The sequence below is a fragment of the Stenotrophomonas sp. 22692 genome (genome assembly GCF_052045015.1).
Taxonomy (GTDB): Bacteria; Pseudomonadota; Gammaproteobacteria; order Xanthomonadales; family Xanthomonadaceae; genus Stenotrophomonas; species Stenotrophomonas geniculata.
The window spans coordinates 262,971-287,731 of the sequence record NZ_JBQEMR010000001.1; the positions used below are offsets into that span (position 1 = coordinate 262,971).

Genomic DNA, 24,761 nt, shown 5'->3' on the forward strand with positions numbered 1-24,761 from the left:
GTGCCGGTTCAGCCACGAATTTCTTGACGCATTGCTCATTGCGCTGCCGTTTAGGGAAGCGCTAGGATCCGCCCAACAAAGGCCGCCCCGGTGGCCGTAGAGGTCCCGGCGGGGGGGCGGCACGCCGGCGATTGCCTGACAGTCCGCCGACGGTGTCCGGATGCTGGGGGAAGCATGGCAGCGGTCCCGGAGGCTTCTACGTCACGTTGCGTGCTCTGGTTTGGCGAGCCGTTGGCGAACGAGCGCAGTGCGCTGGCGGCAGCAGGCTGGTATGTGCGCAGCATCCATCCCGATCCCGCCATGGCGATAGGCCTGCGTGGGCGCGATCGATTGCTCGCCGTACTCGATCTGCGCCATCTCGATGCGGCGTCGCTGCAGCTGCTGGCACCGTGGATCGAGCAGCACCAGCATCTGCCCTGGCTGGCGGTACTGCCACCGGGCGCCGGACCCACATCGCCGGCCTGGCTGCCGTTGCTGCAGCGATGTGGCGCGCGCTTCACGCTGCCGTTCGGCCTGCAGGACCTGGTCTGCGCAATGCGCCAGCAGTTCGATGCGGATGATCCGCCTGTCGATGCAACCTGCAGTGGGTACGGACCGCACGCATTGATTGGCGAAAGCGCTGCGCTGCATGCGGTGCGCACGGTGCTGCACAAGTTCGCGCCGGTGGAACTGCCGGTGCTGGTCACCGGCGAAACCGGTACAGGCAAGGAACTGGCTGCACATGCGCTGCATGCGCTGTCGGGGCGCGCCGGCAGGCCTTTCATCGCGGTGAACTGTGGTGCGATTCCGGCCAACCTGGTGCAGTCGGAGCTGTTCGGCCACGAACGCGGCTCGTTCACCGGTGCCGACAAGCGGCAGATCGGCGTGTTCGAATCCGCCCATGGCGGTACGGTGTTTCTTGATGAGGTAGGCGATCTGCCGGCAGAAGCGCAGACCAGCCTGCTGCGCGTGCTGCAGGAGGGAACCTTCGAGCGCGTGGGCAGCAGCCAGCCGCTGCGCGCGGACGTGAGGGTACTTGCCGCGACCCACGTCGAACTGGAACACGCGGTGGCGCAGGGGCGGTTCCGCAGCGATCTCTACTACCGCCTGAACGTGCTGCGCCTGCTGATGCCACCGCTGCGCGAGCGCGGTGCCGACGTGCAGCTGCTGGCCGAGCACTTCCTGCGCTGCTTCCGGTTGCGCCACAGCGTGCGTGCACGCGGCTTCGCACCGGCCGCACTGCAGGCGATGCGGCGCTTCGACTGGCCCGGCAACGTACGCGAACTGCTGAACCGTGTGCAGCGTGCAGCGATCATGGCCGAGGGCGAGCTGATCAGTGAGCGTGACCTGGAGCTGGGCGCATCGGTAGCGGTCCTGCCCGCGGCGGTGCTGCACGACGCGCGCGGCCAGGCCGAGCGCGATGTACTACTGCAGACCTTGCGCCAGACCGGCTACAACGTCTCCGAATGCGCGCGGCAGATGCAGATATCGCGGGTCACGGTGTATCGCCTGTGCCGCAAGCACCGGTTGGAACTGCCTGCACAGCGCTGATCAGCCGGCCGCCAGGTGCTTGAACAGGCGCAACGGTTTGCCCGCGACGCGCTCGATCACGCCCTTGGCTTCCAGGTCCAGCTGCACGGCCTTCAACCACCAGCCGGCGGTGGCACCTGCCGGGAACAGCGCGGCGGGCAGGTGTGGCAGCAGTGCCTGTTTCGCCTGCGCGACAGTCAGGCCGGGCGGTTGCGCGGGCAGCGACCGCAGCAAGGCATGGCGCATGGCGAGGTACTTGGCGCGATCCACGCGCTGGATGTGCCCGGGCGTGGTGATGCTTTCGATCTCGATCCGTCCGGGCTCAGGCATGGGTATCTCCCGCGACCTCGATGCGTGGGCTGCGGAAGCCCATGGCGATCCACGCCTTCATCAACCGCGCATAGAAGCGCAGCGACCGGGTCTTCAGGTTCGGCACATCGTCAGGAAGCACAGACGCATCAGGAAGATCACTGACCATGGTCCGCATCTCCACGGCAGGTCTTGTCGATGCCGGCCACAACAGGCCATACAGGCTCAGCCAATGGCCGCCGCTGAACTCCAGGAAGAGCGGCGTATTGCAGCAGTCCGCCAGCACGCGGCGGCTGCCGCCCCTGCTGGACAATCGCAAGGCACGCAGCATGGCATGCCCGGCATCGATGCTGACGCGATCCTTGCGGTGCATTACGAAGAGCGTCTGGCCGTGCGGGCCCAGCACGTCCGGTGCTCGGGGCATCGACTGCAGCATGGCGCCGGCCTTGCGGCAGCTGTCGCAGCAGCATTCGACGGTGGCAATCGGTTGGCCCGTGGCGGTCAGGCGTACCTGGCCGCAGGCGCAGGCAAGGGACTGGTGTGAGACCATCTGCGTTTTCTCCTGGGGTAGTCATCCTCTCGACGAACCGGGGCGCCGAAAATCGACAACATCTGCCTTCAAGGGCGCATCATCCGATAGCGGATGCGGTACAGGTCCAACCCTGCACCGTCTGCGCGCCGCGCCGAATAGGTCAAGGTGCCGGGTTGCGAGCCATCCAGCATCGCGCCGTAGCTGTCGCCGGAGGCCTCGTTCAAGGGCGAGGGCAATGCATGGCCTGCGTCATAACGGCCTCCACGCGCGTAGGCAATGAACTGGCGCACCGGTGCACTGCCGAAGTCCTGGGCGCGGGCAAACACCACCGTTCGGCCGTCGCCCAGGAAGGTGGCATCGAACTCCTGCGCTGCGGTATTGATGCCACCCGCCAGCGGCCGTGCCAGCTGCGCCACGCCGCCGATCATCGTGGCGCTGTAGAGGTCATGGCCGCCGGCACCGCCCGCACGATCGCTGGAGAACAACAGCGTACGACCGTCCGGCGAGAGCATCGGCGCGAACTCATCGGCCGCGCTGTTCACTGCGGGGCCAAGATTGACTGGCTCCCCGAATCGACCGTCGCTCCCCATGCTGACCCGATACAGATCGTCGCCGCCCTGGCCGCCTGCGCGATCCGAACAGAAATACACCACGCGGCCATCGGCGGAAAAGGCGGGATCGAAGTCGCGCCCCGGCGTGTTGAACGGCACCGGCGTCGCCGGCCGCCAGCGCTGCCCATCGTGCGGGAGACCCAGATGTCATACCCGCCCGGACCGCCGGGCCGGTTGCGGCTGAACCACAGTGCGGTTTTCCCGTCCGGACTCAAGGTCAGTCGAATCTCGTCGTATTGCGTGGATGCAACGCCCGGGGCAAAGCGCTCGGCGGGGCCGACGATCCGCAGCACCCTTGATGGAGACGCGGGAGGCGACGCAGCAACCAGCAGCATCACGGCCAGCAGCGCCTTCATGCCTGTCGCTCGAAGTCGCTGACCCAGTTTGTTTCCCAGCTGCGCCCACCATCGGCCGAGGCCGCCTGTTCCCAGCGCGCCGAGCGCGGCGTGATGCGTGACCAGATCACCCGCGTCTGGATGGATCGACCGTCGTGCTGGTCTTCGCCGAAGAAGCGGCCGACACCGGCCTGGAAACCACCGCGCAGTGGCGCGCCGATCCGGGTCGGCTCCCGGCCATCCAGCCACCAGCTCAGCCAGTGCTGCTCCGCCGCATTCCAGGCGCGGATGCCCATGCCGCGCAGCGGTGCTGCAGGCACGTCCATCACGTTGTCACCCACGTTGCCGAATCCTCCCAGGACCGGCCAGTTGTGCAGGGTGCCGTTGAACGCGTCCCACGCATCGCTGCCTGCCAGCCGAGCGCGCAGGCGACGATGGCGCACGTTCCAATGGCCCACCAGGAAATCAAAATCGCCCGGTGCATCCGGCAGCTTCGGAAGCGGAGAAGGGATCGCAGCAGTGCGGCGGAACCAGTTGCGCCAGTTCACTTCCCAGTGCGCACCGGCATCGTCGGAGAACGCCTGCTCCCACCACGGCTCCTCGCCGTGGATGTCATGCCAGCGGAACCACACGTCGATGGGGCGTCCGTCGATCCGGTCGGTGCCGCGGAAGCTGCCTGCATCGCCCTCGAAAACGCCACGCACGGGGGCTTCGATACGGGCAGGGTTGCGGCCATCGATCCACCAGATCGACCACATGGAAGACACCGGATCGAATGCACGCACGCCCAGGCCCCTGTAAGGGCCCGAAGGCAGCGCCATGAAGTTGTCATCGATGGTGCCGAGTCCGCCCAGGGTGAGCCATACCGCGCTGGAGCCGGTGAAAGACTCCCAGCGGGTATCGCCGACCAGGCGCTCCTTCAGGCGTTGGTGCCGGACCCGCCAGTTGCCCTGCAACCATGTCCAATCTTCGCTGTGGCTGGCCAGGGCCCACCCGGAGGGCAGGGCGGTGGACGCTGCCGCGGCGGCCAAAGTGGCCAGGAACTGCCGTCGATCCATGTGCGTGATCCCCTACCGAAGGTGCCTCCATCGTTGCGGGCACGAGGGGGGATTGACCACGCAGATATCGGGGCTCAGGCTAAGCCACACTTATGGTGACCCAACGCCAGCTGCCGTCGCTTGCCGCCATCCGTGCCTTCGAGGCGGCGGCGCGGCTGGGCAGCTTCGCGCGTGCCGCCGAAGAGCTCGACACCAGCGCGGCATCGGTGAGCTACCACGTGCGGCGGCTGGAGGCCCAGACCGGTACCTGCCTGTTCCTGCGCCATGCACAGCACGTAGAACTGACGGCGACGGGGGCCAGCGTCGCGCAGGAGGCCACCCGGGCATTCGATGCACTGCGCGCCAGCTTCATGCGCGCCGCAGACATGGATGCGGCGCGACTGCGCCTGTCTGTACTGCCCACGCTGGGCACCAGTTGGTTGACGCCGCGGCTGGGCACCTTCCGCGCCCGCCACCGGCAGCTCGTGCTGGAACTGGACCTGTCGGCAGCGCCGCAGGATCTGGCCGCCGGTCACTTCGATGCCGCCATCCGCAATGGCCAGGGCGAATGGCCAGGTCTTCAGGCAACACCGTTGTTTCCCAGCGTGTTCACTCCGTTGTGTGCGCCGGCGCTGCTGCCGGCGGCGCGTGGGCTGGGCAGCAGCGCGCTGGAAATTCCCCTGCTCGGGCGGCCGGACTGGTGGGCCCTGTGGTTTGCAGCGCACGGTCACATTCCACCGCCGGCACCGGGGAGTTTCGTCACGCCCTTTGCCGTCGAGCATCTGGATGTCGGCGCCGCGATCGCGGGGCAGGGCATCGCCATCGGTTCGCCGATCCTGTTCCAGACCGAGCTGGATAGCGGGCGCCTGGTGCAGGCGCATCCGGGTGTCGCCTGCGACGGTCGCAGCTTCTGGTTCGTGGCACCCACGGCGCGAGGTGGCAGTGCCAAGGTCATTGCATTCCGTGACTGGCTGGTCGAGCAGGCCGCCGAGGCGCGGCATGCAGCCCGCCATTACCTGGCCCGGGCGGTAATGCCATGAGCCAGAGCCCCGAACTGCTCCGGCGCCTGCTGCGCGCCAAGGACCGGATGGATCGGGCCAGCCATGAGGAATGGCCCGTCGCGCGCCTGGCTGAGGTCAGTGCGGTGTCGCCGGCGCACTTCGCCCGCTCGTTCAAGCAGGCCTTCGGGCTGCCGCCGCACCGTTATCTGCTCAGCCGCCGCATCGAACGAGCGGTGGCGCTGCTGCGTGATACCGATCTGGCGGTGACCGAAATCGCCGCGCAGACCGGGTGGCGCAGCCTGGGCACCTTTGGCCGCATCTTCCGTGACATCACCGGTGACAGCCCGGGCAATGTGCGCGAGCGTGAGCGTGCAGCCCAGGCGGCGTCGGCCAGTGTGCCGGAATGCCACGCACGCGCCGCGCAGCGCCCCCGCCTGGACACATCCGTGCTGGAACAACGTCGCCGTCGCGCGCCGGCGGTGGCACTCGCCGTGGAGCGTCAGGCCGGCACGGCAGGAGCGGTACAAGGACTGCCGGCATCGGCTTCAGGGTCACTCGCGGCGAGCACACCTTCAAGACCAGAAACGTCGGTGTCCAGGAGGCAGGTCGCAAACATCAGGAAGCGGTAGGCGTCGGCAAAATTCGAACCGAGCCCAAATGAAATCCTGACCGCGCCACAATCTCCCTTGTCCAGGATCTTCTCATCGAAGGCGGTGCAGTCGAGGATCTTCCCGGTCTTGTCCAGTTCGCAGTGCTCGGCACCCGCAGTTGCATAGGTTGCCTGCTGGACAGCTCCGAGGTTGCAGAAGCATCCGTTGCGCAGGGTGATGCCGAAGCGGTCGGCGAGGTGCTTGACGCGGGCATGCGGCACGATCGAGCCATAGCAGTCGAAAAAGTTGAGCATCACCGTCGCTCCTTTTCGCTGTGCCGGCGGGCCGTACACGCGGCACAGTGGTGTGTCGCCGCGCACGGTATGGCGAAGCGCGGCAAGACGCACCTCGATCCACCGGGCCAGTGCAGTGGAGTGCAGCGCGAGGGCTTCGGCGCCGCCCATCCGTGCCACGAAGGCAAAGCCCCGGGCGATCGCCGGGAACGCGGCGTAGTTGGGTGTTCCCACCTCAAAACGTTGCCCGGCATCGCGATACAGCAGCCGCTCGGTGGGCGACCAGGGGCCTGAGTAGTAGCAGACTCCGCCACCGGCAAAGGACGGTGGCCTGAGCAGTTGCAGCGACGAGCGGCGGGCAAGCAGGCAGCCTGCGCCGGTGGGGTAGCCGAAGATCTTGTAGAACGAGGCCACCACAAAATCCGGTTGAAGGGTGCCGCAATCCAGCCGCGCCTGCGGGACCAGTGCGGCTGCATCGCACAGCACCATCGCACCGTGCGCCTGCGCGCGGGCGATCCAGGCGAGGTCATGCCGCGCGCCGGTCGCGTTGGACTGGGCGGGAAAGGCCAGCAGGTGTGGGGCGCCGTCGCCCAGCCGCTGCAGCGCACGCCGCATCAGGTCGTCGTGCAGCAGCAGATCGTCGTCCAGAGGGATGTACTTCACCGAGGCGCCCTTGGCCCTGGCGTATTCGCGCAGTCCATGCACCGACGTGTGATTGTCCTTGGTCAACAGCAGCTGCGTGCACGGTTGGAACGGAAACGATTCCGCCACAAGCCGGATCGCGCTGCTGGCGTTCGCAGTGAATATCACTTCGTACTCGTCCGGAGAGCAGTCAAAGAAGGCGTAGATGGCATCCCGCGCCTCCTGGTATGCCGCCTGCGAGGCCTTCGATCCGCTATGCGGATTTCCCAGGATTGCGTGCTTCAACGCCTGCAGGTCCTGTTCGAGCAGGCTTTCGGGTGGCAGGGTTCCGCCTACATGATCCAGATACGTGACGTGCTGCTCGTCCAGCCGTGCGTACTCCTCGTTGCGCATCTTCTCTACCGATGCGTCGGGGAAGCCGGGATACTCAGCCAGGAACTCCGCCTTGGCAGCGGTGAATGCAGCGAGCCCCTGTGCCTCCTGCACGGAGATTGCGCACTCGACGCCCGCGCTGGACGCGCGATGGGTCAGCTGCTGGCAGCGCACCAGCGGCGAGAAGTCGGGCGACGCGATGTCCACCGTCGTGCCCGCATTGGCGGGATCGGCCTGGCCGCGCAGCAACCATGCCTCCACCCGGTAGCATTGGTCAGGCACGTCCTTGCCGAACTGCGCCAGCATCAGGTCCAGGTAGTGCTCACGGGTGCGGGTGTCGCACTGGTTGAACTCTTCGAGCAGGATGCAGGCATTGAACAGGAACTCGCGCGCACCGGCTGCGTCGAGCGAGAACGACAGGGGATGCAGCCCAGCAGGCACGTCGTTGGCCCGGGACAGCCCTTCGATCGCGAAGGCGCGGGTGATCGGCGACGGGTCGGTCAGGCTCAGCGCCGCGTCCATCAACCGGGAAGGCATGCCGAAATGCAGCTGCGATTGCTGGCGGGTGAGTTCGAAGAGCTGGTTGTAGTGGAACATCGTCGCGTAGACACGCCCCCCCGGCCGTAGCACGCGCCGGAACTCCCTGGCCACGCGCGCCTTGTCGGGCGGGAACATCAGGCCGAAGCCGCAGACAATCACATCGAAGCTGTTGTCATCGAATGGAAGCTCTGCCATGTCCACGTCGGCCAACAACGGAACGTTCTGCTGGATCTCGGGGTTCAGGACACGTCGGGCCATGTCCACCGCAATCTGCGAGAGATCGCTGGCCACCAGCCGCAAGCCCCGTGGCCGCGCAAGATCCTCATACAGGCTGGCGGTGATCACCCCGGTGCCGCATGCCACTTCCAGCACGTCCTTGACCGCGAACCCTGCATCGATGTCGCTGGCGATTTCCCCGGCCAGCAGCATCCCGTAAGGCTGGAAAATGCGAGGGCTCAATATCCGCTCATAGAATTCCATGAAGGTACTGAGCGACCAGCGGCTGTCGGACACAACTTTGCATTGGCGTTGCGTTACGTCCTGCATGATGCGCTCCCTGTCGGCGTGATGGTGCCGATGAATCCCGGTCCGCGCGGTTATCGCATGCGCCCTCAGGCGCGTGCGTGATTGGCATCACATTAAGTTGACTTAATGCCGGGGCGGATTATCCGCCGTCGCGGAACTGCGTATTCATCCGCATTTGGGGAGGGCCATGTACTTTTGATTCCTTCACGTTCGCCGTCCCAGCCATTGGCGCAGTTTTGGAGAAGCAGAACCGCCTCGTCGGGGCGTAACGTAGGCGCACTTGAGAGGAGGTGCTGCATGTCAGATATGGTGAACACGGTCGGCCTGTATGTGCGCGACCAGGATGAGGCGCTGGCGTTCTACGTCGGCAAGCTCGGTTTCGAAGTGCATACCGACGTGCGCAATGGCAGCTACCGCTGGCTGACGGTACGCAGCCCAGGCCAGGACGGTTTCCAGCTGGGCCTGTTCGTGCCGGGTCCGCCCACCCACGATGCGGCCACCGCGCTTTCGCTGCAGCAGCTGGTGGCCAAAGGCGCAATGCCGCCCCTGGTGCTGGCTGTGGATGACTGCCAGGCGCGTTACACGCAGTGGTTGGCACAGGGCGTGGAATTCACCCAGGAGCCGATCGAGCGCTTTGGCGCCGTCGACGCCGGATTCCGCGATCCATCGGGCAATGGCTGGAAGATGATCGAAGCCCGTTCCGAAGCGAGGCGCCGGCAATGAGCCGCGGTGGCTGGGCACGGCCCGTGCATCGTTGGACCTCGATCGTGTTCACCCTGGCGGTGATCGCCAACTTTGTGGTGCGCGGGCTGGGGCAGGGCGAGCCTGCGGCGTGGGTCACCTATTCGCCGCTGCCGCCGTTGTTCCTGCAGCTGTTCACCGGGTTGTACCTGTTTGCGCTGCACTACAGCGGCAGGTGCCGCAGCGCCGGGCAGGGCGCTGCGGGTTGACGCCGGGTCAGGCGGCAGCGTCGGCGGTGTAGGCCGCCAGCAGTGCGGGAAGATCTTCCATGCGCTGGAAGATCACCTGGGCACCGGCCGCGCGCAGAGCCTCGGGCGTGCTGTGGTGCGGGCCGCCCTCGCTGAAGCCGAACACGGTGGCACCTGCGGCCACACCGGCGGTCGCACCGGTCACGGTGTCTTCAATGACCGCGCAGCGCTTCGGATCCACACCCAGCGCGGCAGCGGCCGCCAGGTAGACGTCCGGGTGCGGCTTGGTGTTCGGCATGTCCTGGCCGCTGTAGACGTGGTCGCCGAAGGCATCGAGGATGCCGACCTTGCCCAGCTGCAGTTTCACCTTTAGCAGATCGGCGCCGGAGGCGCAGGCGATCCGCCCACCGGTGGCCGCAGCGATCGCACGCACGGCCTCGGGTGCCCCCTGGATCGCTTCCAGGTCACGTTCCAGTGCCCGGTTGCGCTGCTGGCGGAACTCTTCAAGCCACGCCTCGGTGAACGGCTTGCCGGTGCGCTCCTCGATCAGCCCGGCCAGATGGGCCACGGACTGGCCGAGGAAGACTTCACCCGCCTGCGCCGGGGTCAGCGGCCAGCCGCGTGCGGTCAGCATTTCCGAGAGCACGCAGGCGACCAGTGGCTCGGAATCGACGAGTACGCCGTCGCAGTCGAACAGCACGGCATCAAAGGGAAAACGGGACATCTACAGCTCCAGGGGGCAATGCGGTGGTGCAATTGCCCGCCATTTTCCCACAGCCATCCTTGGGTGGCACCCGGGCAGGGTGCCACCCATTCCCGGCAGGCCGGTCAGCCCAGGTCACACCCCGCCGGCTGCGGCCAGGTGCTGGCCGGCAGCATGTTTTTCAGCGAGGCCGGTGCGTTGATCGCGACGTAGCTCGCACCCAGCAGCTCCTCCAGATCGGCGATGGTCACCAGGTAGCTGTCGAGGCTGCCGAGATTGGCTTCGTTGGGAATGATCCAGCTGATCGCCTTGGCCGTGCCGGTGTTCGGGTCACGGGTGATGATGGTCTTCCAGAAGAACTCCGGTGTCGGGATGCCGTGGCTGGAAAGGAAGTAGTCGTTGGAGGCGTCGCCGTAGACCACGCCACCGTAGACATCCACCGGTGCGATGTCGCGGTAGCACTCGGCCACGTTCTCTGCCTTCACCCAGATGCCCTGGTTGAAGCTGGACACCTGCGGAACGATGTTGGTCATGTAGTTGGCGCGGCGGATGTAGGTCGCGTTGTAGTCCATGTGATTGGACGTGACGAGATGGCCACGGTCGTAGCCGGACTTGATGCTGGCGTAGGAGGCGGTGCTGGTCTGGCCGAGGCAGCCTGCCGGCAGGTCCGGATCCTTGTAGAAGCTGGACGGGCGCGCGGCCGAGCCGGTGTCGGCGGTGAGCGTGTACTCGTAGCGGGTGGCGCTGTGGATGCTGCAGTCGTAGGTGAGCACGAAGCCGCCCTTGTTGAGGGTGACGACCTGGGCCTGGGCAGCGCCAGCGAAGGCACTGAGGACGAACGCGAAGAAGAAGCTTGCAAGCCGCATTGCGGTTCTCCAGCAGAAGTTCAGGGCGCAGCCGTCCGCCACGACCGGGCCGAGGCGAGGTCATGGGGGACGTTGCGGAGACGGGTGCTACGGATTGCGGTGAGACGTGACCGCGATGACAGGGCCGTGGAGGCCGCGCGGTGTCGTAAGCGTCACAAGCTGTCGTCTTTCGGTCAATGATGAAAAGACGAAGCTGTGACAGCGCGCAAGCACTGGAGATGTGTCAAATGGAGCAGGACGTGGCTGAAACGCTCGCGTGCTAGAGCATCGCGATGCCTGCGGGTGTTGTCAGGGGGTCGCCTTCAACACGTAATCGCCGTTGCGTGTTCCCGGCACCAGTAACCATCCTGGTTTCAGACTCAGCGACCACCCTGGACCCTGTAGCGGCGGGTCGGCAGTTGCGGGTGCCTGCACGAACACGGCCTTCCAGTCGCTCTGCATCAACGCTCCGTCGGTGACGTCCAGGCTGCCCCAGGTGTCGGTCAGCCGCATCGTTGGATATACCGTGCCACGGCCCGGCAACGACTGCATCGTGTTGGGATTGAACTGGATGCGCATGCTGCGCAGATCCAGCCGCACGACCGGGCCTGTCACGAAGCGCGCACGGTTGTGTTCCAGCTGCGCAATGCGCTGCCGTTCGCGCAGCATTTCGGCTTCGCGCAGTGCCCGTCCGCCGTAGCGCGCAGCAGCGGCCCGCAGCTCGGTCGCACCCCGCTGCATCGGGGTCCGGGTCACTTCGGCCAGATGCGTGCCGAGGTCCCGGGCGGGGTGGGCGAGATGGTTGCGCCAGCCGGGGGCCGCCTGGTCCAACAGCAGGCCATAGGCCGGACCGGTGGCATAGGCGAAAGAGCGGACGAAACTGCGATCGGCAACGTGCGCGCGAAGGTCATGCAGCGCCGCCTGGATACGTGTGGAGCGCGTTGGGTTGCCGACGAACACGCCGGTGTACTCGGCCAGGCCCTCGTTCAATTCCAGCGCCGCTTCTTCCTGCGCTGCCGCAGGGAACTGGCGGTGGCGCTCGGCGCGGAAGGCGAGTGCGTCGTTCACCGCAGTGTGCTGCGCCATTGCATCGGTGGCCGTGAGCGCATCCGCAAGCGCGCGCCATTCCAGCTGCAGCCAGTAGCGTCCTTCAAGTGTGTCGAGGTGCTCGTTGCCGCCTTCGGTCGGCGCGGTGATGGGCAACGCCGGTTGCAACCGATGGAACATTTCGTGAGCCAGCAGCGTACTGCGCCTGGACACGTCCTGCGGCAATGGCCAGAGCAGTTGCGTCCAGCGTATGCCGGACCATTCCACGGCGGTGTTGGCAACGATCGCATCGGGCGGAAGCTGGCCCACGAACACCTCGCCACGCCCCTTCAACGCGCCGTGTACATCCGCATGCGAGGCGGTGACCTGGCGGCTCTTCGGATCGACCAGCATCATCGGCCCGCACAGGGATTGCCCCCACAGCTGGCCGCCATCGACCTGGCACAGGTGCTGTGCTTCGATGAAGATTCCGCGCGCGTCGGCGTCTGCGATCGGTGATTCAGCGGACCATGCCGGTCCTGCTGCACAGGCAACACCGGCAATCAGTGCAGTGCGGAAAATATCCATGGCATCCGTGCGTTGATGGGCGCAGGCAGTCATAGCACTGGACACCGTTGCCCTTCAACGACGGGCAACGAACGCGTTGCCGCTTCGGCGGCCGGGGCCATGGCTACGCCATGCAGGCGCGCATCCATACTTTCGCGTACTGATCTCTGTCTTGCCGCTGTCACGAAAAACTGTGCGCCGCGTCAAATTTTGAGGTAGTGTCGATTCTGCTGCCGGGGCGCAGCGGGGTGCAAGGCGTCGGGGACTACGCGCCGCACCCGCAATTGAAGCACCAGACATCACAGCGCCGGCGTTGACGCCGGCGTGCATCTCGGGCTTTCAATGAAAAGGGGGTATTCGATGCGCAATGCATGGATCAAACGAAGCAAATGGGTTGCACTGACCCTGGTGGCGGGTGCCGCACTGGCCGCCGCTGCCGTGGGCATACGCAGTACCGGTGCCCAGTCAAAGACCGGCAATCCCTCGGTGGACGCGCGCGCCGGCAATCCGTCCGGGCCTGCGGCACGCGGTCCGGGTAGCGGCTTCGCCGAGCTCTCCAACCGCTATATCGTGGTCTACCGCGAGGAGCCGCTGGCCACCTACAAGGGCGACATCCAGGGCCTCGCGGCACCGGAACGCATGCGCCCATCCGCCAGCGCCGCGCGTGCAGCGGCAGCCACCGGCAATGCGCCGACACCGCGCATCGCTGTAAAGGGGGCACGCTCGCAGGACTATGTGCGCTTCCTCGCTGACCGCCAAGTACAGCACGAGGCCCGCATCAATGCAGCATTGGGTCGCAGCGTAAAGGTCGAACGGCGCATGCAGCATGCGATCAACGCATCGGTGCTGCAGATGAATCCGCAGGAAGCGGAGCGCGTGCGCGCACTTCCCGATGTGCAGCTGGTTGAAGAGTACAGGGAGTATGAGCAGGACACCGACGTCGGACCGGGGTTGATCGGCGCACCTGCGCTGTGGAACGGCACACCTGCGCCGTTCCGTGGCGAAGGTGTGGTGGTCGGCGTCATCGACTCGGGCATCAACTTCGGCAGCCCGGCCTTCACCGCCCGCGCCGAAGATGGTTACGAGCACGTCAATCCGCTGGGCGCCGGCAACTACCTCGGTACCTGCGCGCCGGGCGGCATCGACGAAGGTCGCTGCAACAGCAAGCTGATCGGCGGCTACGACTTCGTCTGCGGTGCGCCGGGCAACCAGTGTGGCGTTGCGGACGTACGCGAGGAGCCTGGATTTGGTGACACCAACGGTCATGGCAGCCATACCGCTTCCACCGCCGCCGGCAACCCGCACACTGCGTCCTACCGTGGCAACCAGATCCACATTTCCGGTGTTGCGCCGCGTGCCAACATCATCGCCTACGACGCCTGCTACACCGAGGTCTCCACCGGGCGCGGCTTCTGCCCGAACACCTCGACGCTGGCAGCGGTCAACCAGGCCCTCGCCGATGGCGTGGTCGACGTCATCAATTACTCCATTGCCGGTGGCACCGCGCCGTGGGGAGAGGCGGTCTCGCTGGCGTTCCTCAACGCATCCGATGCCGGCATCTACGTGGCCACTTCGGCCGGCAACTCCGGCCCAGGTCCGAACACGATGGGCCATCTGGAACCCTGGACCGGCAGCACTGCGGCGGCCACGCATGGCCGCGGCGACATCGTGCTGTTCGCTGCGGTCAGCGGCCCCGGCAGCGTGCCGCCGGCGCTCACTGCCATCCTGCTGACCGAAGGCTCGGGTGGCGTGCCGTTCGCAACGCCGATTCCTGCAACCACGCCGCTGCGTGTCAGTGCAGGCATCGACAGTGCCAACGATGGGTGCGCGCCGTTCCCGGCCAATACCTTCCAGGGCGCCGTTGCGGTGATCCGCCGTGGCTCATGCAACTTCAGCGACAAGGTCAACAACGCCGCTGCAGCGGGTGCGATCGCCGTGCTGATCGGCAACAACCAGCCGGCCCCCATCCTGCCCAACGTGGCCGGGGCGACCATTCCCGCCTTCGCCATCGACCAGTCGGACGCCAATGCACTGCGGACCTTTGCGTCGAGCGTTGGCAACAACGCAACCGCCGGCATTGCCTATCCGGCCAGCAAGATCAGCAATACGCCGGATGTGCTGGGCGACTTCAGTTCGCGCGGCCCGGCCGGGATCTTTGATCTGGTCAAGCCGGACGTGACCGCCCCGGGTGTGCGTGTGCTGGCCGTGATCGCAGGCAATGAGGTGACCGGCTCGGAGAACGCCGTCGGCCTGATGGACGGCACCTCGATGGCATCACCACATCACGCCGGTGCCGCCGCGCTCCTGCGCCAGGCGCGTCCTGACTGGACCGTGCAGGAGACACGCTCGGCGTTGATGATGACCGCGCGGCAGGAGGTGCTGAAGGAAGATGGCGTCACACCGGCCGACGCATTCGCGATGGGCGCTGGACGCATCCAGGTGGACCAGGCACTGCGCGCAGGGCTGGTGCTCAACGAGACCAAGACCAACTTCCTGGCCGCCAATCCAGCCAATGGGGGTGAAGTGTCGTCGCTCAACATCGCCAGCCTCGGCAAGCGCAGCTGCGCGGACAGCTGCAGCTTCACCCGCGTGTTCCGCAATGTGCTGCCGACCCGGCAGACGTGGACGGCGAAGGTGCAGGGCCTGACCGCGGTTGTCTCGCCATCGGTGTTTACCCTGGCGCCGGGTGAAAGCAAGTCGGTGCGGGTCATCGTCACCACCGGTTCGGTACCGAACGATGGCAGCTGGCGCTTTGCCAGGCTCACCCTCTCACCGCAGGGCGGTGATACCAGCCAGCCGCTGCTGCGCCTGCCGATCGCCGTGTCGGTGCCGCCGCCGCAGATCGCCGCCACGCCGCCGACGAGCTCGCTGACCCTGCCGGCCGGTGGCAGTGGAACGGTGAACCTGCAGATCGCCAATACCGGCGGCTCACCGCTGGAATGGCAGATCGACAATTCCGGAGTGGGCACCCGCACGCTGGTAGCGCAGGCGCCAAACAACGCCAATGGCCGTCGCTCGACGCGCTTCACCGATGCGGCGACAGTGGGTGCACGTGCACAGCTTGGTGCCGATGACTTCACTCTGGGCGAGGCCACCGGCATTACCCGCATCGTCGCTGACGGCTTCGTCAACGGTGGCTCGCTGGCAACTTCGACCAACATCAACTGGTCAATCTACCGGGATGTTGGCGGCAATCCGGAGGGCAATCCGGAATCGAGCCCGCAGCTGGCGCTGTGGAGCTACACCTCCACCGTCAGCGGTCCGGGCGTAAGAACGTCGGCCACGCTGGCCACCATCAACCTTGACCTGGCCGCTGCAGGCCAGAACGTGAACCTGCCGGCAGGCCGCTACTGGCTGGTGGTCTCGGTGCGCGCGCCGCTGGCTACCAGCTGGTTCTGGTTCAACGCCACCAGCGGCGACAGCGTGTACCGCAGCGCGATCATCAATCCCGATGGCAGCGGTGCCTGGTCCGCCACCGCCGGCGCGCCTGGGTTGGCCTATGGGCTGGGCGGAAGCAATGCGTGCGGCGCCGGCTGGATCGGCACACCGACCCGTGCCCTGGGCCGCATCTCCGCAGGCGGCAGCCAGAGCACGCAGGTGCAGATCAATGCCAGCGGCCTCGCGCCGGGCAGCTATTCGGGCTTCGTCTGTGTCGGCAGCAATGACCCGAGCACGCCGAAGACTGCTGTCCGTGTCGCCTTGACCGTAACGCCGTAAGGCGCCAGCAGCATCCCGGCCGCCCCTGTGCAGGGGCGGCCGGTTTCCCACCGTTTCCGGCGCTTGCCGGGAACCCTTCCTGATGGACCTCGGGGGTACCGTGAAGACGATGCACAAGCACATCCTTGCCGTGGCACTGGCCATGGCAACCGCACCGGCGTGGGCCGGTGATACCTGCCAGCTGGACGATGGCTTCGGCGGCGTGTCCAACGGTGGCGCCAGCGCCGGTGGTGCCGCCTCGCTGGCGTGCGGCAGTGGTGCCGATGCCAGCGGTGATCTATCGGCGGCCGTCGGAACCGGCGCCAGTGCCAGCGGCACCGGCAGTACGGCGATCGGCGCAGCCAGCAGCGCCTCCGGCGACCAGAGCGCCGCCGTGGGCGTGGGTGCTTCCGCCTCCGGCGCCAACAGTGCGGCGATCGGCGACAGCGCCACCGCCAGTGGTGACTTCAGCAGTGCCAGTGGCTCGGGCAGCTCCGCAACGGGCTCGTTCTCCACCGCGTCAGGCGCTGGCAGCAACGCCACGGGCGAAAACAGCACCGCGCTCGGCAGCTTGTCCGAAGCCAGTGGCAACAACAGCAGTGCCGTGGGCAATGGTGCCATCGCTTCTGCAAACGACAGCGTTGCACTGGGCAATGGCTCCGTCGCCGACCGTGCCAACTCGGTATCGGTAGGCAGCGCCGGCAACGAACGCCAGTTGACCAACGTGGCCGCCGCCACACAGGGCACCGATGCGGTGAACCTCAATCAGATGAATACCGCCAACGCCAATACGCTGACTTCGGCCAACAGCTATGCCGATGCGCGGGCCACGGCGACCATCAACTCCGTCAACGCCTACACCGACGCGAGCAGCGCCGCGGCAGTGACGACCTCAAAGGCCTATACCGATGCCAGCAGCGCCGCGGCAGTGACGACCTCAAAGGCCTATACCGATGCCAGTAGCGCAACCACGCTCTCCTCGGCCAACTCCTATACCGATACGAAGTCCGCACAGGCGGTGACGACGGCCAATGCCTACACCGACCAGCGCCTGGCGCAGTTCGCGCTGGACAACAACGGGCTGAAGCAGGAGATGGAACGCCGCCTGCGTCATCAGGACCAGCGGATCGATCGCATGGGCGCGATGAGCTCGGCGATGTTGAACATGGCCATCAACGCCGCCGGCTCACAGAGCCCGCGCGGTCGCATTGCGGTGGGTGCCGGCTTCCAGGGGGGCGAGCAGGCGCTGTCGATCGGATACGGTAAACGGATCGGCGAGCGTGCTTCCTTCTCGCTGGGTGGTGCCTTCAGCAATGGCGAGAGGTCTGCCGGCATGGGCTTCGGCGTAGACCTGTAACGCAATGCAGGGCAGGGGGCGCGCAGCGCCCCCTGTTCAGCGAACAAGCGCTGCGAACGTGCAGCAAACGTCATGCTGCGTCGCAAGGTGCCACTCACCATTCGCACTGGTACGGTCCAACCCGTTGCACCACCACCGACGGGGAGAGACGACGATGCGCAAGGTATTGCTGCTGTTGATCCTGCTGACCGGCCTGGCGCCCACTGCCTGGGCCGCGACGGTCAAGACCACCCATCGCACCATTGCCGGCTGGGATGGAACGCCTCTCGGGGCCTTCGTCATCGAACCGCAGGATGCGGGCGGCGGGCGCTATCCGCTGCTGGTGATGCCCAGCAGCTGGGCGGTGCCCAGCGTGGAGTACGTGGGGGTGGCGCAGTCGCTGGCACAGCGCGGCTATGTGGTGATCAGCTACAGCTCGCGTGGCTTCTGGGAATCCGGCGGCAGCATCGACATCGCCGGGCCCTCCACGGTGGAGGATGTCAGCGCGCTGATCGACTGGGCGCTGGACAACACCCGCGCTGACCCGGACCGGATCGGCGTTTCGGGCATCTCCTACGGTGCGGGCACCAGCCTGCTGGCGGCGGCACGCGATCCGCGCATCAAGGCCGTGGCCGCGCTCAGTGGCTGGGCCGATCTGCAGGCCTCGCTGTACAGCAACGACACCCCGAGCGCGCAGGGCATCGCACTGCTGGTTGCGGCCGGCCTGGTGACCGGACGCCCTGGCGCGGAGCTGGCCACGATCAACCGCAATGTTCTGGCGGGCAACTACCAGGGCGCGGTGGATTCGCTGTTGCCGGTGGCGGCGCAGCGCAGTCCCGCGGCCAGCATCGACGAGATCAACGCCAACCAGCCGGCGGTGTTCCTGGCCAACGCCTTCAACGACAGCCTGTTCCCGCCGGGCCAGCTGGTTGATTTCTTCAACCGGCTGAAAGGCCCGAAGCAGCTGCAGCTGCGCCACGGTGACCACGCGCTCAACGAAGCGCTCGGTGCACTGGGCATTCCCAACGAAGTCTATGACCAGGTGGGTGACTGGTTCGATCACTATCTGAAGGCAGTGGCCAACGGCATCGACCGCCAGCCGGCGGTGCAGCTGAAGTCACAGAAGGGCAGCTGGAGCAGTTACCCGGACTGGCAGGCGACCAGCAAGGGTGCGGTCAGCTACGGCCTGACCGCACCCTCTGGTTTGCTGCTGCCGACCGGCGGCCTGGCCGAGCACGGTGGCGGCACCGGCTGGAACTACCGCATCGGCAGCGGTTTGCTGACTGCGGCCAATTCCGGCGTGGCGATGGCCTCCGGCGCGCTGCAGATGATCAACCTGCCGCCGGGTGCCTACGTACCGTTTGTTGGCCGCAGTGCCGCCAGTGTCTGGCAGGGGCCGATCCAGTGGAGCGCCAAACGCCTGGACGGTGCGCCGGAAGTGCGCCTGACGGTCACGCCCAGCCGTGCCAACACCACGCTGTACGCCTACCTGTACGCCGAGGATGTGCTGGGCAATGGTCAGTTGATCAGCCACAAGCCGTACACCTTGCGCGGTGCCACGCCGGGCCAAGCGAAAACGCTCGACCTGCGGCTGGAAGCGAGCAGCTGGAACCTTCCAGCCGGCAGCCGCCTGACCTTGGTGGTCGATACCGTGGACCTGCGCTATGCGGGCATCAGCCAGCTGGGTGGGGCGGTGACCTTCAGCTCGCCAGCCAATGCGCCGTCGGTGCTGAAAGTGCCGCTGCATTGATGTGCGGCCGCGCCCGTTGCGGCGGGCGCGGTACACCGGGCCGGAAAACTGCGAGACTCGTGTTTGTCCCGGCAAACGGATGAATCCATGGTCATTGCATGGCTGCTGCTCGGTGCGGTGCTCGCGGCACCCACCGCGAAAGGTGCGCCGATCGATTGGCCGGACACGCTGTTGAAGGATCTGGACGCTGCCGACGCCGCCCTGCGTGGCAGTCATCCGGGCGCAGTGGATCTGCGGAATCCCGGGTTCGGCGCGCAGCTCGACGAGGCCCAGGCGCTTGCACGTTCGCGTGCGGGTCGGGTCACCAACTACCAGGGCTACTGGTGGGCGATGAAAGGCTATGCGGCGTCCTTCAACGATGGGCATGTCAGCCTCAACGCGCTTGCCGACGCTCCCGATGTTCCAACGCAGTGGCCCGGGTTCCTGACCGGTTTCGACGGCGATGCGCAGTTGGTCATGACCGTGGATGGTGGCCATGGCCATCCGCCACTTGGGGCGCGATTGCTGTCCTGTGATGGCATCGATGCACAGACGCTGGCTGCGCGCCGGATCGGGGACTTCAGCGGGCGCTGGAACCTGCAGGCCAGCCGCATCCACGGCGGTGGCGAAGTGCTGCTGGATCAGGGCAATCCGTTCGTGCCCACGCTGCGCACCTGCGTTTTCCAGGTGGATGGACACGAGAAATCCTACACACTGCAGTGGCAGCCACTGCAGGCGGCACAGCGCAAGGAGCGTCTGGCCGATACCCGGCGCAGCTTCCGCCCGGCCAACGGCTGGCACATCATGCCCGATGGCGGCTACTGGATCACCACCAGCAGCTTCAATGCCGACCCCACGGAGCAGAACTTCAAGGAACTGACCGCCCTGCTTGAGCAGCTTGCTCCGAAAGCCGAAGCACTGCAGCAGGCACCGTCGGTGGTGCTGGACCTGCGCGGCAACAGCGGCGGAGCTTCGCAATGGAGCATCGAACTGGCGCGATTGATCTGGGGCCGGGCCGCCGTGGACGTGCTGCCCGACCCCAGCTGGGTGGAGTGGCGGACCTCCGAGGCCAACATCGCCCAGTTGCGCAGCTTCCTGCAGAAGCTGGTGCAGGCGCCCGACGCGTCGCCAGAGCTGCGTCGTATGCTGGAGTCGGTGACGGCGGGCATGGCACAGGCACGCGGCCGGGGTGAGGCATTGTGGCGCGAGCCATCCGAGGCCAGCGCAGATACAGCACCAACCTCAGGCCCGGCCGCACCGCTGCGCAAGGGCAGGGTGGTGATCGTGGCTGATGCAGCCTGTGGTTCGGCCTGCCTGGATGCGCTGGACCTGTGGAAGCGGTTGGGCGCGGTGCAGGTGGGCGTCGAGACATCGGCCGACAGTCTCTACATGGACGTGCGGCCAGAGCGGCTGCCAAGCGGGCTGGCCAGGATTTCGGTGCCGATGAAGGTGTTCCGGGGGCGGGTGCGTGGTTCGAACGAACCACACGTGCCCGATCATCGCTATACCGGCGACATGCGGGACACCGCAGCACTTGAGGCGTGGATCTCCGGACGATGATCCCGTCCTGGTGGCGTACCGGTGAAGCAGTTCCGGCGCATTAAACCTTTTCACCGGCAGCTGCATCCAACCCGCAATGAGCCCGGCAACCGCTGCTGCAGCTCTACTGACCGAAGGAGCCCTCGGATGTGCGAACTGCCTCGTACTGCGCTTCAATGCGCGATGTTGATCATGCTGGTGCCTTTCGCAGCAGGTGCTGCGGTCACCGAAGTTCCGTTCGAGCTGGGCAAGGATCACCGGATCTACGTGGAGGGTACGATCAACGGCTCGCGACCACTGCGCTTTCTCGTCGATACAGGCGCGTCGGCCATCGCCGTTGCCAGGCGCATCCAGCAGGACGCGAAGCTGGTCATTGACGACCAGAGTGAGAACACCGGTTCCGATGGCGTCACGCTTCTCGACTACAGCACGCACAACGCCGTGCAGATCGGCGGCGTGCAGCGACCGATGGGGGCCGTGGTGATCGACTACACGGGGCGCCCCTTCGATGCAGTACTGGGCTGGACCTTCTTCCAGGGCAAGGTGCTGGAGATCGACTACGACCGCAGCCTGCTGCGCGTGCACGACGATGTTCCCGACCTTGCGGGGTATATCCGGGCCAACGTGCGCTGGATCGACAATATCCCAGCCATCCAGGTCACGCTCGGCAACGGCAGCAGCACTTTCGCACCCTGGCTTACCCTGGACACCGGCAGCAACGGCAACATCGACCTGTCCTACGCCTTCGGCAGCGCCCACCGCCTGCAGGAAGCGTTTCCGGAACGACTTGGAACATCACAGTTCAGCGGCAGCGCGGGCCGGAAGATCCGCGCGGTGGACGTGCGCGTGCCCGTGGCCAGCATCTCGACCCTGCAACTGAAGGGGCCGAAAGCCTCGATCACCGTCGATGACGATGGCTCCACGGACGACGGGACGCTTGGCAGCGAAGTCCTGCAGCAGTTCAATATCCTGCTGGATGCCCGTTCCGGCAGCATCTATCTGCGTCCCAACCGTCGCTTCGTCGCCACCCCGGCGGGGTGACCACGCGCGTTCGGCATTCAGCGCTGGACATCCGCACCTCCATCGCCCAGCAGGGCCAGCACCTGCGCCTCAGCTACCGGGCTGAAGTCACCGGGAATGGCGTGCTTCAACGCGCCCGCAGCCAGTCCGAAGCGCACGGTGCTTTCTGCGTCGAGCCCGGACAGCATTCCGTGCAGGATGCCGGCGGCAAAGGCATCGCCGCCCCCGATGCGATCAACGATACCGAGGAGCGGGCGCGGTGGTGCCTGCGCCCGCGAGCCGTCGCGGCCGAGCAGCAGCGCGCCCAGGATGTGATGGTCTGCGCTCACCACATCGCGCTGGGTGCACGCCAACCACTGCAGATGCGGGAAGGCGGCAAAGGCGGCGGCCGCAGCGGCTTCGGTCCGGGCGACGGCATCGTCCTGCGGAAAGTGCAGCCCCAGCCCCAGTTCGATGTCCCGATGATCGGCAAAGACAATGTCGGCCTCGGCGAAGACTTCGCGCAGGATCGCCCCGGCGTCGCCGCCCCAACGTCGCCACAGTGAGGGACGGTAATTGCCGTCGAAGGACACCTGGACGCGCGCCGCGCGCGCCGCACGCACGGCCCCCAGCACGGACCCGGCCACGTTGTCGCCCAGCGCCGGGCTGATGCCGGAGACATGCAGCAGCTGCGCGCCGGACAGTAGAGCGGGCCACGCATGATCCTCGGCGCTGCTGTTTGCGAATGCAGACCCCGCCCGGTCATACACCACTTCACTGGCGCGGTGCACCGCACCGGGCGCCAGGAAGTACAGGCCCATGCGGTCGCGATCCACTTCGCGCACGCCGGCCACGCCTACGCCATGCCGCCGCAGCTCGGCCACGGCATGCCGGCCCAGCGCGTTGCCGGGTACCGTGCTGACCATCTGCACATCGTGGCCCAGGCAGGCCAGCGAGACCGCAACATTGGCCTCGGCGCCTCCTACATGGACCTGCAGCTGCGGCGTCTGCAGCAGCAGTTCACGACCCGGCGCACCCAGGCGCAGCAGCAACTCACCGAAACAAACCACGCGGCTCATCGGTTCCCTCTCAGTCGGCGGTGGCGCAGCCCAGCATGCGCAGATCGATGGCATCGGCCATGCGCCGGTAGCCTTCGTCGTTGGGATGCAGATGGTCGCGGGTGATGTCGTTGGGCAACGATTCCGCCGCTTTCGGATCACGCAGGGCGGCATCGAAATCGATGATGCCATCGAACCCGGTCTGCCCACCGCGTGCCCACTGGTTGATCGTGGTGCGGGTGGCTGCGGACACGGGCTCGTAGCGCTCGGAGCCGCCGAATGGGGTCAACGTACCCAGCCAGGCGCGGATGCCATGCGCATGCAGCCGCGCCGCAACCTGCTGATAGCCCGTCAGCATGTCCGCCGCATTGCGGCCAGGCAGCGGCTGCGCGCCACCGCTATGGCGGATGTCATTGATGCCTTCGAACAGGATCACCTGATCGGCATCGGCCGCCGCGATCACATCGCGATCCAATCGTGACAGTGCGCTGTGGCTGCGGCCATGGTCAAGCAGCTTGTTGCCGCTGATGCCCTGGTTGAGCACCACGAACCGGTTCGGGCAGGCCTGCTGCAGGCGCTGCGCCAACCGCTCCGGCCACTGGTTGAAGGTCCCGCGACGGGCTGTGGCACCTTCCGTGATGGAATCGCCCAGCGCCACGATCACCTGGGGACGATCTGCGCGCTGCACCATCACCGCCGAGAACACGTTCTGCTGGTAGCTCAGCCGCACGCTGTCGGCAACGGTTGCCTGCCTGCCGTCCGCTACCCGTAGCTCGGTGCGGCGCACGGCGGGACGGGTGGGCTGCGGGAAATAGGCACTCACGCTGATTTCCTGCAGCGCCGCCACCGGCATCCGCACCGGATCGCTCAGCAGCACGGCACCCACCGGCACCTCGATGACCGCGCGGCCATCCACCGTTACCGGTAGCGGTGCGGCCTTGCCGTTCTTGACTCCTAGGCGCAGGTCCTCGACCCGCAAGGGCACCGTGCCGAGCTCGTTGCTGATGCGCAGCCGCAGCGCATCGCCACGGCTGCCGATACGCATGTCCTGGCGCACGGTCTGTGCGGCGAACTGTACGGGTGCCTCGGCGGTGCCATCCTTGCGGTCAGGTGCCGGCGAGGCGGTCCAGGCGGTGACCCAGACCGGTGCAGCCAAAGCGGCAGGCGCGGCCGCGGCGGAACAGATCGTCAATGAAAGCAGGAGCGTCCAGCGCTGCATGAGCAGGATTCCAGTCAGGAGAAGTAGGTGCCGCCGTTGACGTCCAGATTCGCACCGGTGATGAACGCCGCCGCATCCGAGGCCAGGAATACAGCAGCGTCAGCGGCTTCGTCCGGCGCACCCTGGCGGCGCAGCGGGGTGGCGCCGGCAACGGCCGTGCGCACTTCCGGCTTGGTGAACTCGTCGTGGAAGCGGGTGGCGATCATGCCGCAGCACAGTGCGTTCACCCGGATACCCTTCGGCCCCAGCTCCTTGGCCATGGCGCGGGTGAAGGTCATCACCGCCGCCTTGGCGGTGGCGTAGATCGATGCGCCCGGGCCGCCGCCATCACGACCGGCCTGCGAGGCGAAATTGACGATGGCCGCGCCTTCGCGCATGTGCGGCACCACCGCGTGCGTGGTGAGATAGGTGGAGGTGATGTTGAGGTCCATCACCATGTGGAAGAACGCCGGGTCGATCTCGGCCAGCGGGCGACGCTGCACCATGCCACCGGCCACGTTCACCAGCAGGTCGATGCGCTCACCGAACGCGGTCTGTGCTGCAGCGACCAGGCCGGCAACGGCAGCGGCATCGGTGACGTCGGCGCGATGCACGATGGCCTGGCCACCGGCCGCCTGGATCTGCGCCAGCGTTTCCTGGGCACTGGCTTCATCATTGGCGTAGTTGATGCAGACGCGTGCACCGGCGGCAGCCAGTTTGATCGAAACGGCGCGACCGATATCGCGGCCACCGCCGGTGACAATGGCCACCTTGTCCTGGAACGACATGCGGAAAACTCCTTGGTTTGCGGGGGAATGGATGTACTTGGAAAAGAAGGAG

18 protein-coding genes and 4 pseudogenes are annotated in these 24,761 nt (G+C 66.5%); 11 read left to right on the forward strand and 11 right to left on the reverse strand.

Features of this window, described 5'->3' with window-relative positions; genetic code table 11:
- Nucleotides 1-174: 174 nt before the first annotated feature.
- Complete coding sequence (locus ACTJJM_RS01160; RefSeq protein ID WP_057504022.1) at nucleotides 175-1,530, forward strand: sigma-54 dependent transcriptional regulator; 1,356 nt, start codon at nucleotides 175-177, stop codon at nucleotides 1,528-1,530.
- On the opposite strand, the gene ACTJJM_RS01165 is transcribed toward ACTJJM_RS01160, so the two are convergent.
- The 4 genes and pseudogenes from ACTJJM_RS01165 to ACTJJM_RS01180 all read right to left on the reverse strand — a co-directional run bounded on the left by ACTJJM_RS01165 (nucleotide 1,531) and on the right by ACTJJM_RS01180 (nucleotide 4,354).
- A complete protein-coding gene (locus ACTJJM_RS01165) occupies nucleotides 1,531-1,839 on the reverse strand; it encodes a DUF6958 family protein (RefSeq protein ID WP_440865056.1) in 309 nt (102 codons plus the stop codon).
- The gene (locus tag ACTJJM_RS01170; RefSeq protein ID WP_440865057.1) at nucleotides 1,832-2,368 is read right to left on the reverse strand and encodes a GFA family protein; all 537 of its coding nucleotides are present in this window, start codon (nucleotides 2,366-2,368) and stop codon (nucleotides 1,832-1,834) included. The genes ACTJJM_RS01165 and ACTJJM_RS01170 overlap by 8 nt, the downstream gene beginning before the upstream one ends.
- 68 nt (nucleotides 2,369-2,436) lie before the next feature.
- Nucleotides 2,437-3,317, reverse strand: a pseudogene (locus ACTJJM_RS01175) (TolB family protein).
- Nucleotides 3,314-4,354 carry a hypothetical protein gene (locus ACTJJM_RS01180; protein WP_440865058.1) on the reverse strand — a complete coding sequence of 347 codons (1,041 nt, stop codon included), beginning with the start codon at nucleotides 4,352-4,354 and terminating at the stop codon, nucleotides 3,314-3,316. Before ACTJJM_RS01180 ends, ACTJJM_RS01175 begins: the two are co-directional and overlap by 4 nt.
- Nucleotides 4,355-4,446: 92 nt before the next feature.
- Here ACTJJM_RS01180 and ACTJJM_RS01185 point away from each other — a divergent pair, with 92 nt between their 5' ends.
- Complete coding sequence (locus ACTJJM_RS01185; RefSeq protein WP_440865059.1) at nucleotides 4,447-5,373, forward strand: LysR substrate-binding domain-containing protein; 927 nt, start codon at nucleotides 4,447-4,449, stop codon at nucleotides 5,371-5,373.
- Nucleotides 5,370-5,813: pseudogene (locus ACTJJM_RS01190) on the forward strand (helix-turn-helix domain-containing protein); the annotation flags it as partial. The gene ACTJJM_RS01185 and the pseudogene ACTJJM_RS01190, both read left to right, overlap by 4 nt.
- A 20-nt stretch (nucleotides 5,814-5,833) precedes the next feature.
- Here ACTJJM_RS01190 and ACTJJM_RS01195 read toward each other — a convergent pair.
- The gene (locus ACTJJM_RS01195) at nucleotides 5,834-8,317 is read right to left on the reverse strand and encodes an aminotransferase class V-fold PLP-dependent enzyme (protein ID WP_329765743.1); all 2,484 of its coding nucleotides are present in this window, start codon (nucleotides 8,315-8,317) and stop codon (nucleotides 5,834-5,836) included.
- 276 nt (nucleotides 8,318-8,593) lie between these two features.
- On the opposite strand from ACTJJM_RS01195, the gene ACTJJM_RS01200 reads away from it, so the two are divergent.
- Together ACTJJM_RS01200 and ACTJJM_RS01205 are read left to right on the forward strand one after the other, a co-directional pair.
- A complete protein-coding gene (locus tag ACTJJM_RS01200) occupies nucleotides 8,594-9,019 on the forward strand; it encodes a VOC family protein (protein WP_019659769.1) in 426 nt (141 codons plus the stop codon).
- Nucleotides 9,016-9,246: a hypothetical protein gene (locus ACTJJM_RS01205; RefSeq protein ID WP_049455178.1), complete on the forward strand. Its 231-nt coding sequence runs from the start codon at nucleotides 9,016-9,018 to the stop codon at nucleotides 9,244-9,246. Before ACTJJM_RS01200 ends, ACTJJM_RS01205 begins: the two co-directional genes overlap by 4 nt.
- 7 nt (nucleotides 9,247-9,253) lie before the next feature.
- On the opposite strand, the gene ACTJJM_RS01210 is transcribed toward ACTJJM_RS01205, so the two are convergent.
- From ACTJJM_RS01210 to ACTJJM_RS01220, 3 genes are all read right to left on the reverse strand, one after another.
- Nucleotides 9,254-9,949 (reverse strand): HAD-IA family hydrolase, encoded by a 696-nt coding sequence (locus ACTJJM_RS01210; RefSeq protein WP_049455179.1) that lies wholly within the window; start codon nucleotides 9,947-9,949, stop codon nucleotides 9,254-9,256.
- 104 nt (nucleotides 9,950-10,053) lie between these two features.
- The gene (locus tag ACTJJM_RS01215; protein ID WP_024957199.1) at nucleotides 10,054-10,794 is read right to left on the reverse strand and encodes a DNA/RNA non-specific endonuclease; all 741 of its coding nucleotides are present in this window, start codon (nucleotides 10,792-10,794) and stop codon (nucleotides 10,054-10,056) included.
- Nucleotides 10,795-11,082: 288 nt separating this feature from the next.
- A complete protein-coding gene (locus ACTJJM_RS01220) occupies nucleotides 11,083-12,387 on the reverse strand; it encodes a hypothetical protein (protein ID WP_126561203.1) in 1,305 nt (434 codons plus the stop codon).
- Nucleotides 12,388-12,726: 339 nt separating this feature from the next.
- On the opposite strand from ACTJJM_RS01220, the gene ACTJJM_RS01225 reads away from it, so the two are divergent.
- From ACTJJM_RS01225 to ACTJJM_RS01250, 6 genes and pseudogenes are all read left to right on the forward strand, one after another.
- A complete protein-coding gene (locus ACTJJM_RS01225; protein ID WP_241872764.1) occupies nucleotides 12,727-16,083 on the forward strand; it encodes a S8 family serine peptidase in 3,357 nt (1,118 codons plus the stop codon).
- 142 nt (nucleotides 16,084-16,225) lie between these two features.
- A pseudogene (locus ACTJJM_RS01230) lies at nucleotides 16,226-16,885 on the forward strand (YadA family autotransporter adhesin); the annotation flags it as partial.
- A 294-nt stretch (nucleotides 16,886-17,179) separates the two neighbouring features.
- Nucleotides 17,180-17,419: pseudogene (locus ACTJJM_RS01235) on the forward strand (YadA-like family protein); the annotation flags it as partial.
- 154 nt (nucleotides 17,420-17,573) lie between these two features.
- A complete protein-coding gene (locus ACTJJM_RS01240; RefSeq protein ID WP_241885151.1) occupies nucleotides 17,574-19,148 on the forward strand; it encodes a S15 peptidase family protein in 1,575 nt (524 codons plus the stop codon).
- An 87-nt stretch (nucleotides 19,149-19,235) separates the two neighbouring features.
- Nucleotides 19,236-20,687, forward strand: coding sequence for a S41 family peptidase (locus ACTJJM_RS01245; RefSeq protein WP_342787378.1), 1,452 nt, complete (start codon nucleotides 19,236-19,238; stop codon nucleotides 20,685-20,687).
- Between the two features lie 21 nt (nucleotides 20,688-20,708).
- Nucleotides 20,709-21,707, forward strand: a complete 999-nt coding sequence (locus ACTJJM_RS01250; protein WP_248853516.1) for a retropepsin-like aspartic protease — start codon at nucleotides 20,709-20,711, stop codon at nucleotides 21,705-21,707.
- 17 nt (nucleotides 21,708-21,724) lie between these two features.
- Here the strand turns inward: ACTJJM_RS01250 and ACTJJM_RS01255 are convergent, their stop codons facing one another.
- Genes ACTJJM_RS01255 through ACTJJM_RS01265 form a run of 3 tightly spaced genes read right to left on the reverse strand, consistent with a single transcriptional unit; the run spans nucleotide 21,725 to nucleotide 24,709 of the window.
- A complete protein-coding gene (locus tag ACTJJM_RS01255) occupies nucleotides 21,725-22,744 on the reverse strand; it encodes a sugar kinase (protein ID WP_440865060.1) in 1,020 nt (339 codons plus the stop codon).
- A 10-nt stretch (nucleotides 22,745-22,754) separates the two neighbouring features.
- Nucleotides 22,755-23,942 (reverse strand): GDSL-type esterase/lipase family protein, encoded by a 1,188-nt coding sequence (locus ACTJJM_RS01260; protein ID WP_241885147.1) that lies wholly within the window; start codon nucleotides 23,940-23,942, stop codon nucleotides 22,755-22,757.
- A gap of 14 nt (nucleotides 23,943-23,956) precedes the next feature.
- Nucleotides 23,957-24,709, reverse strand: coding sequence for an SDR family NAD(P)-dependent oxidoreductase (locus ACTJJM_RS01265; RefSeq protein WP_053443078.1), 753 nt, complete (start codon nucleotides 24,707-24,709; stop codon nucleotides 23,957-23,959).
- Nucleotides 24,710-24,761 lie beyond the last annotated feature (52 nt).

Coding starts and splice junctions, on each gene's coding strand:
- ACTJJM_RS01185 (WP_440865059.1), top strand. CDS start 4,447: ATGGTGACCCAACGCCAGCTGCCGTCGCTTGCCGCCATCCGTGCCTTC.
- ACTJJM_RS01180 (WP_440865058.1), bottom strand. CDS start 4,354: ATGGATCGACGGCAGTTCCTGGCCACTTTGGCCGCCGCGGCAGCGTCC.
- ACTJJM_RS01170 (WP_440865057.1), bottom strand. CDS start 2,368: ATGGTCTCACACCAGTCCCTTGCCTGCGCCTGCGGCCAGGTACGCCTG.
- ACTJJM_RS01160 (WP_057504022.1), top strand. CDS start 175: ATGGCAGCGGTCCCGGAGGCTTCTACGTCACGTTGCGTGCTCTGGTTT.
- ACTJJM_RS01225 (WP_241872764.1), top strand. CDS start 12,727: ATGCGCAATGCATGGATCAAACGAAGCAAATGGGTTGCACTGACCCTG.
- ACTJJM_RS01240 (WP_241885151.1), top strand. CDS start 17,574: ATGCGCAAGGTATTGCTGCTGTTGATCCTGCTGACCGGCCTGGCGCCC.
- ACTJJM_RS01195 (WP_329765743.1), bottom strand. CDS start 8,317: ATGCAGGACGTAACGCAACGCCAATGCAAAGTTGTGTCCGACAGCCGC.
- ACTJJM_RS01165 (WP_440865056.1), bottom strand. CDS start 1,839: ATGCCTGAGCCCGGACGGATCGAGATCGAAAGCATCACCACGCCCGGG.
- ACTJJM_RS01260 (WP_241885147.1), bottom strand. CDS start 23,942: ATGCAGCGCTGGACGCTCCTGCTTTCATTGACGATCTGTTCCGCCGCG.
- ACTJJM_RS01210 (WP_049455179.1), bottom strand. CDS start 9,949: ATGTCCCGTTTTCCCTTTGATGCCGTGCTGTTCGACTGCGACGGCGTA.
- ACTJJM_RS01255 (WP_440865060.1), bottom strand. CDS start 22,744: ATGAGCCGCGTGGTTTGTTTCGGTGAGTTGCTGCTGCGCCTGGGTGCG.
- ACTJJM_RS01215 (WP_024957199.1), bottom strand. CDS start 10,794: ATGCGGCTTGCAAGCTTCTTCTTCGCGTTCGTCCTCAGTGCCTTCGCT.
- ACTJJM_RS01205 (WP_049455178.1), top strand. CDS start 9,016: ATGAGCCGCGGTGGCTGGGCACGGCCCGTGCATCGTTGGACCTCGATC.
- ACTJJM_RS01200 (WP_019659769.1), top strand. CDS start 8,594: ATGTCAGATATGGTGAACACGGTCGGCCTGTATGTGCGCGACCAGGAT.
- ACTJJM_RS01245 (WP_342787378.1), top strand. CDS start 19,236: ATGGTCATTGCATGGCTGCTGCTCGGTGCGGTGCTCGCGGCACCCACC.
- ACTJJM_RS01265 (WP_053443078.1), bottom strand. CDS start 24,709: ATGTCGTTCCAGGACAAGGTGGCCATTGTCACCGGCGGTGGCCGCGAT.
- ACTJJM_RS01220 (WP_126561203.1), bottom strand. CDS start 12,387: ATGGATATTTTCCGCACTGCACTGATTGCCGGTGTTGCCTGTGCAGCA.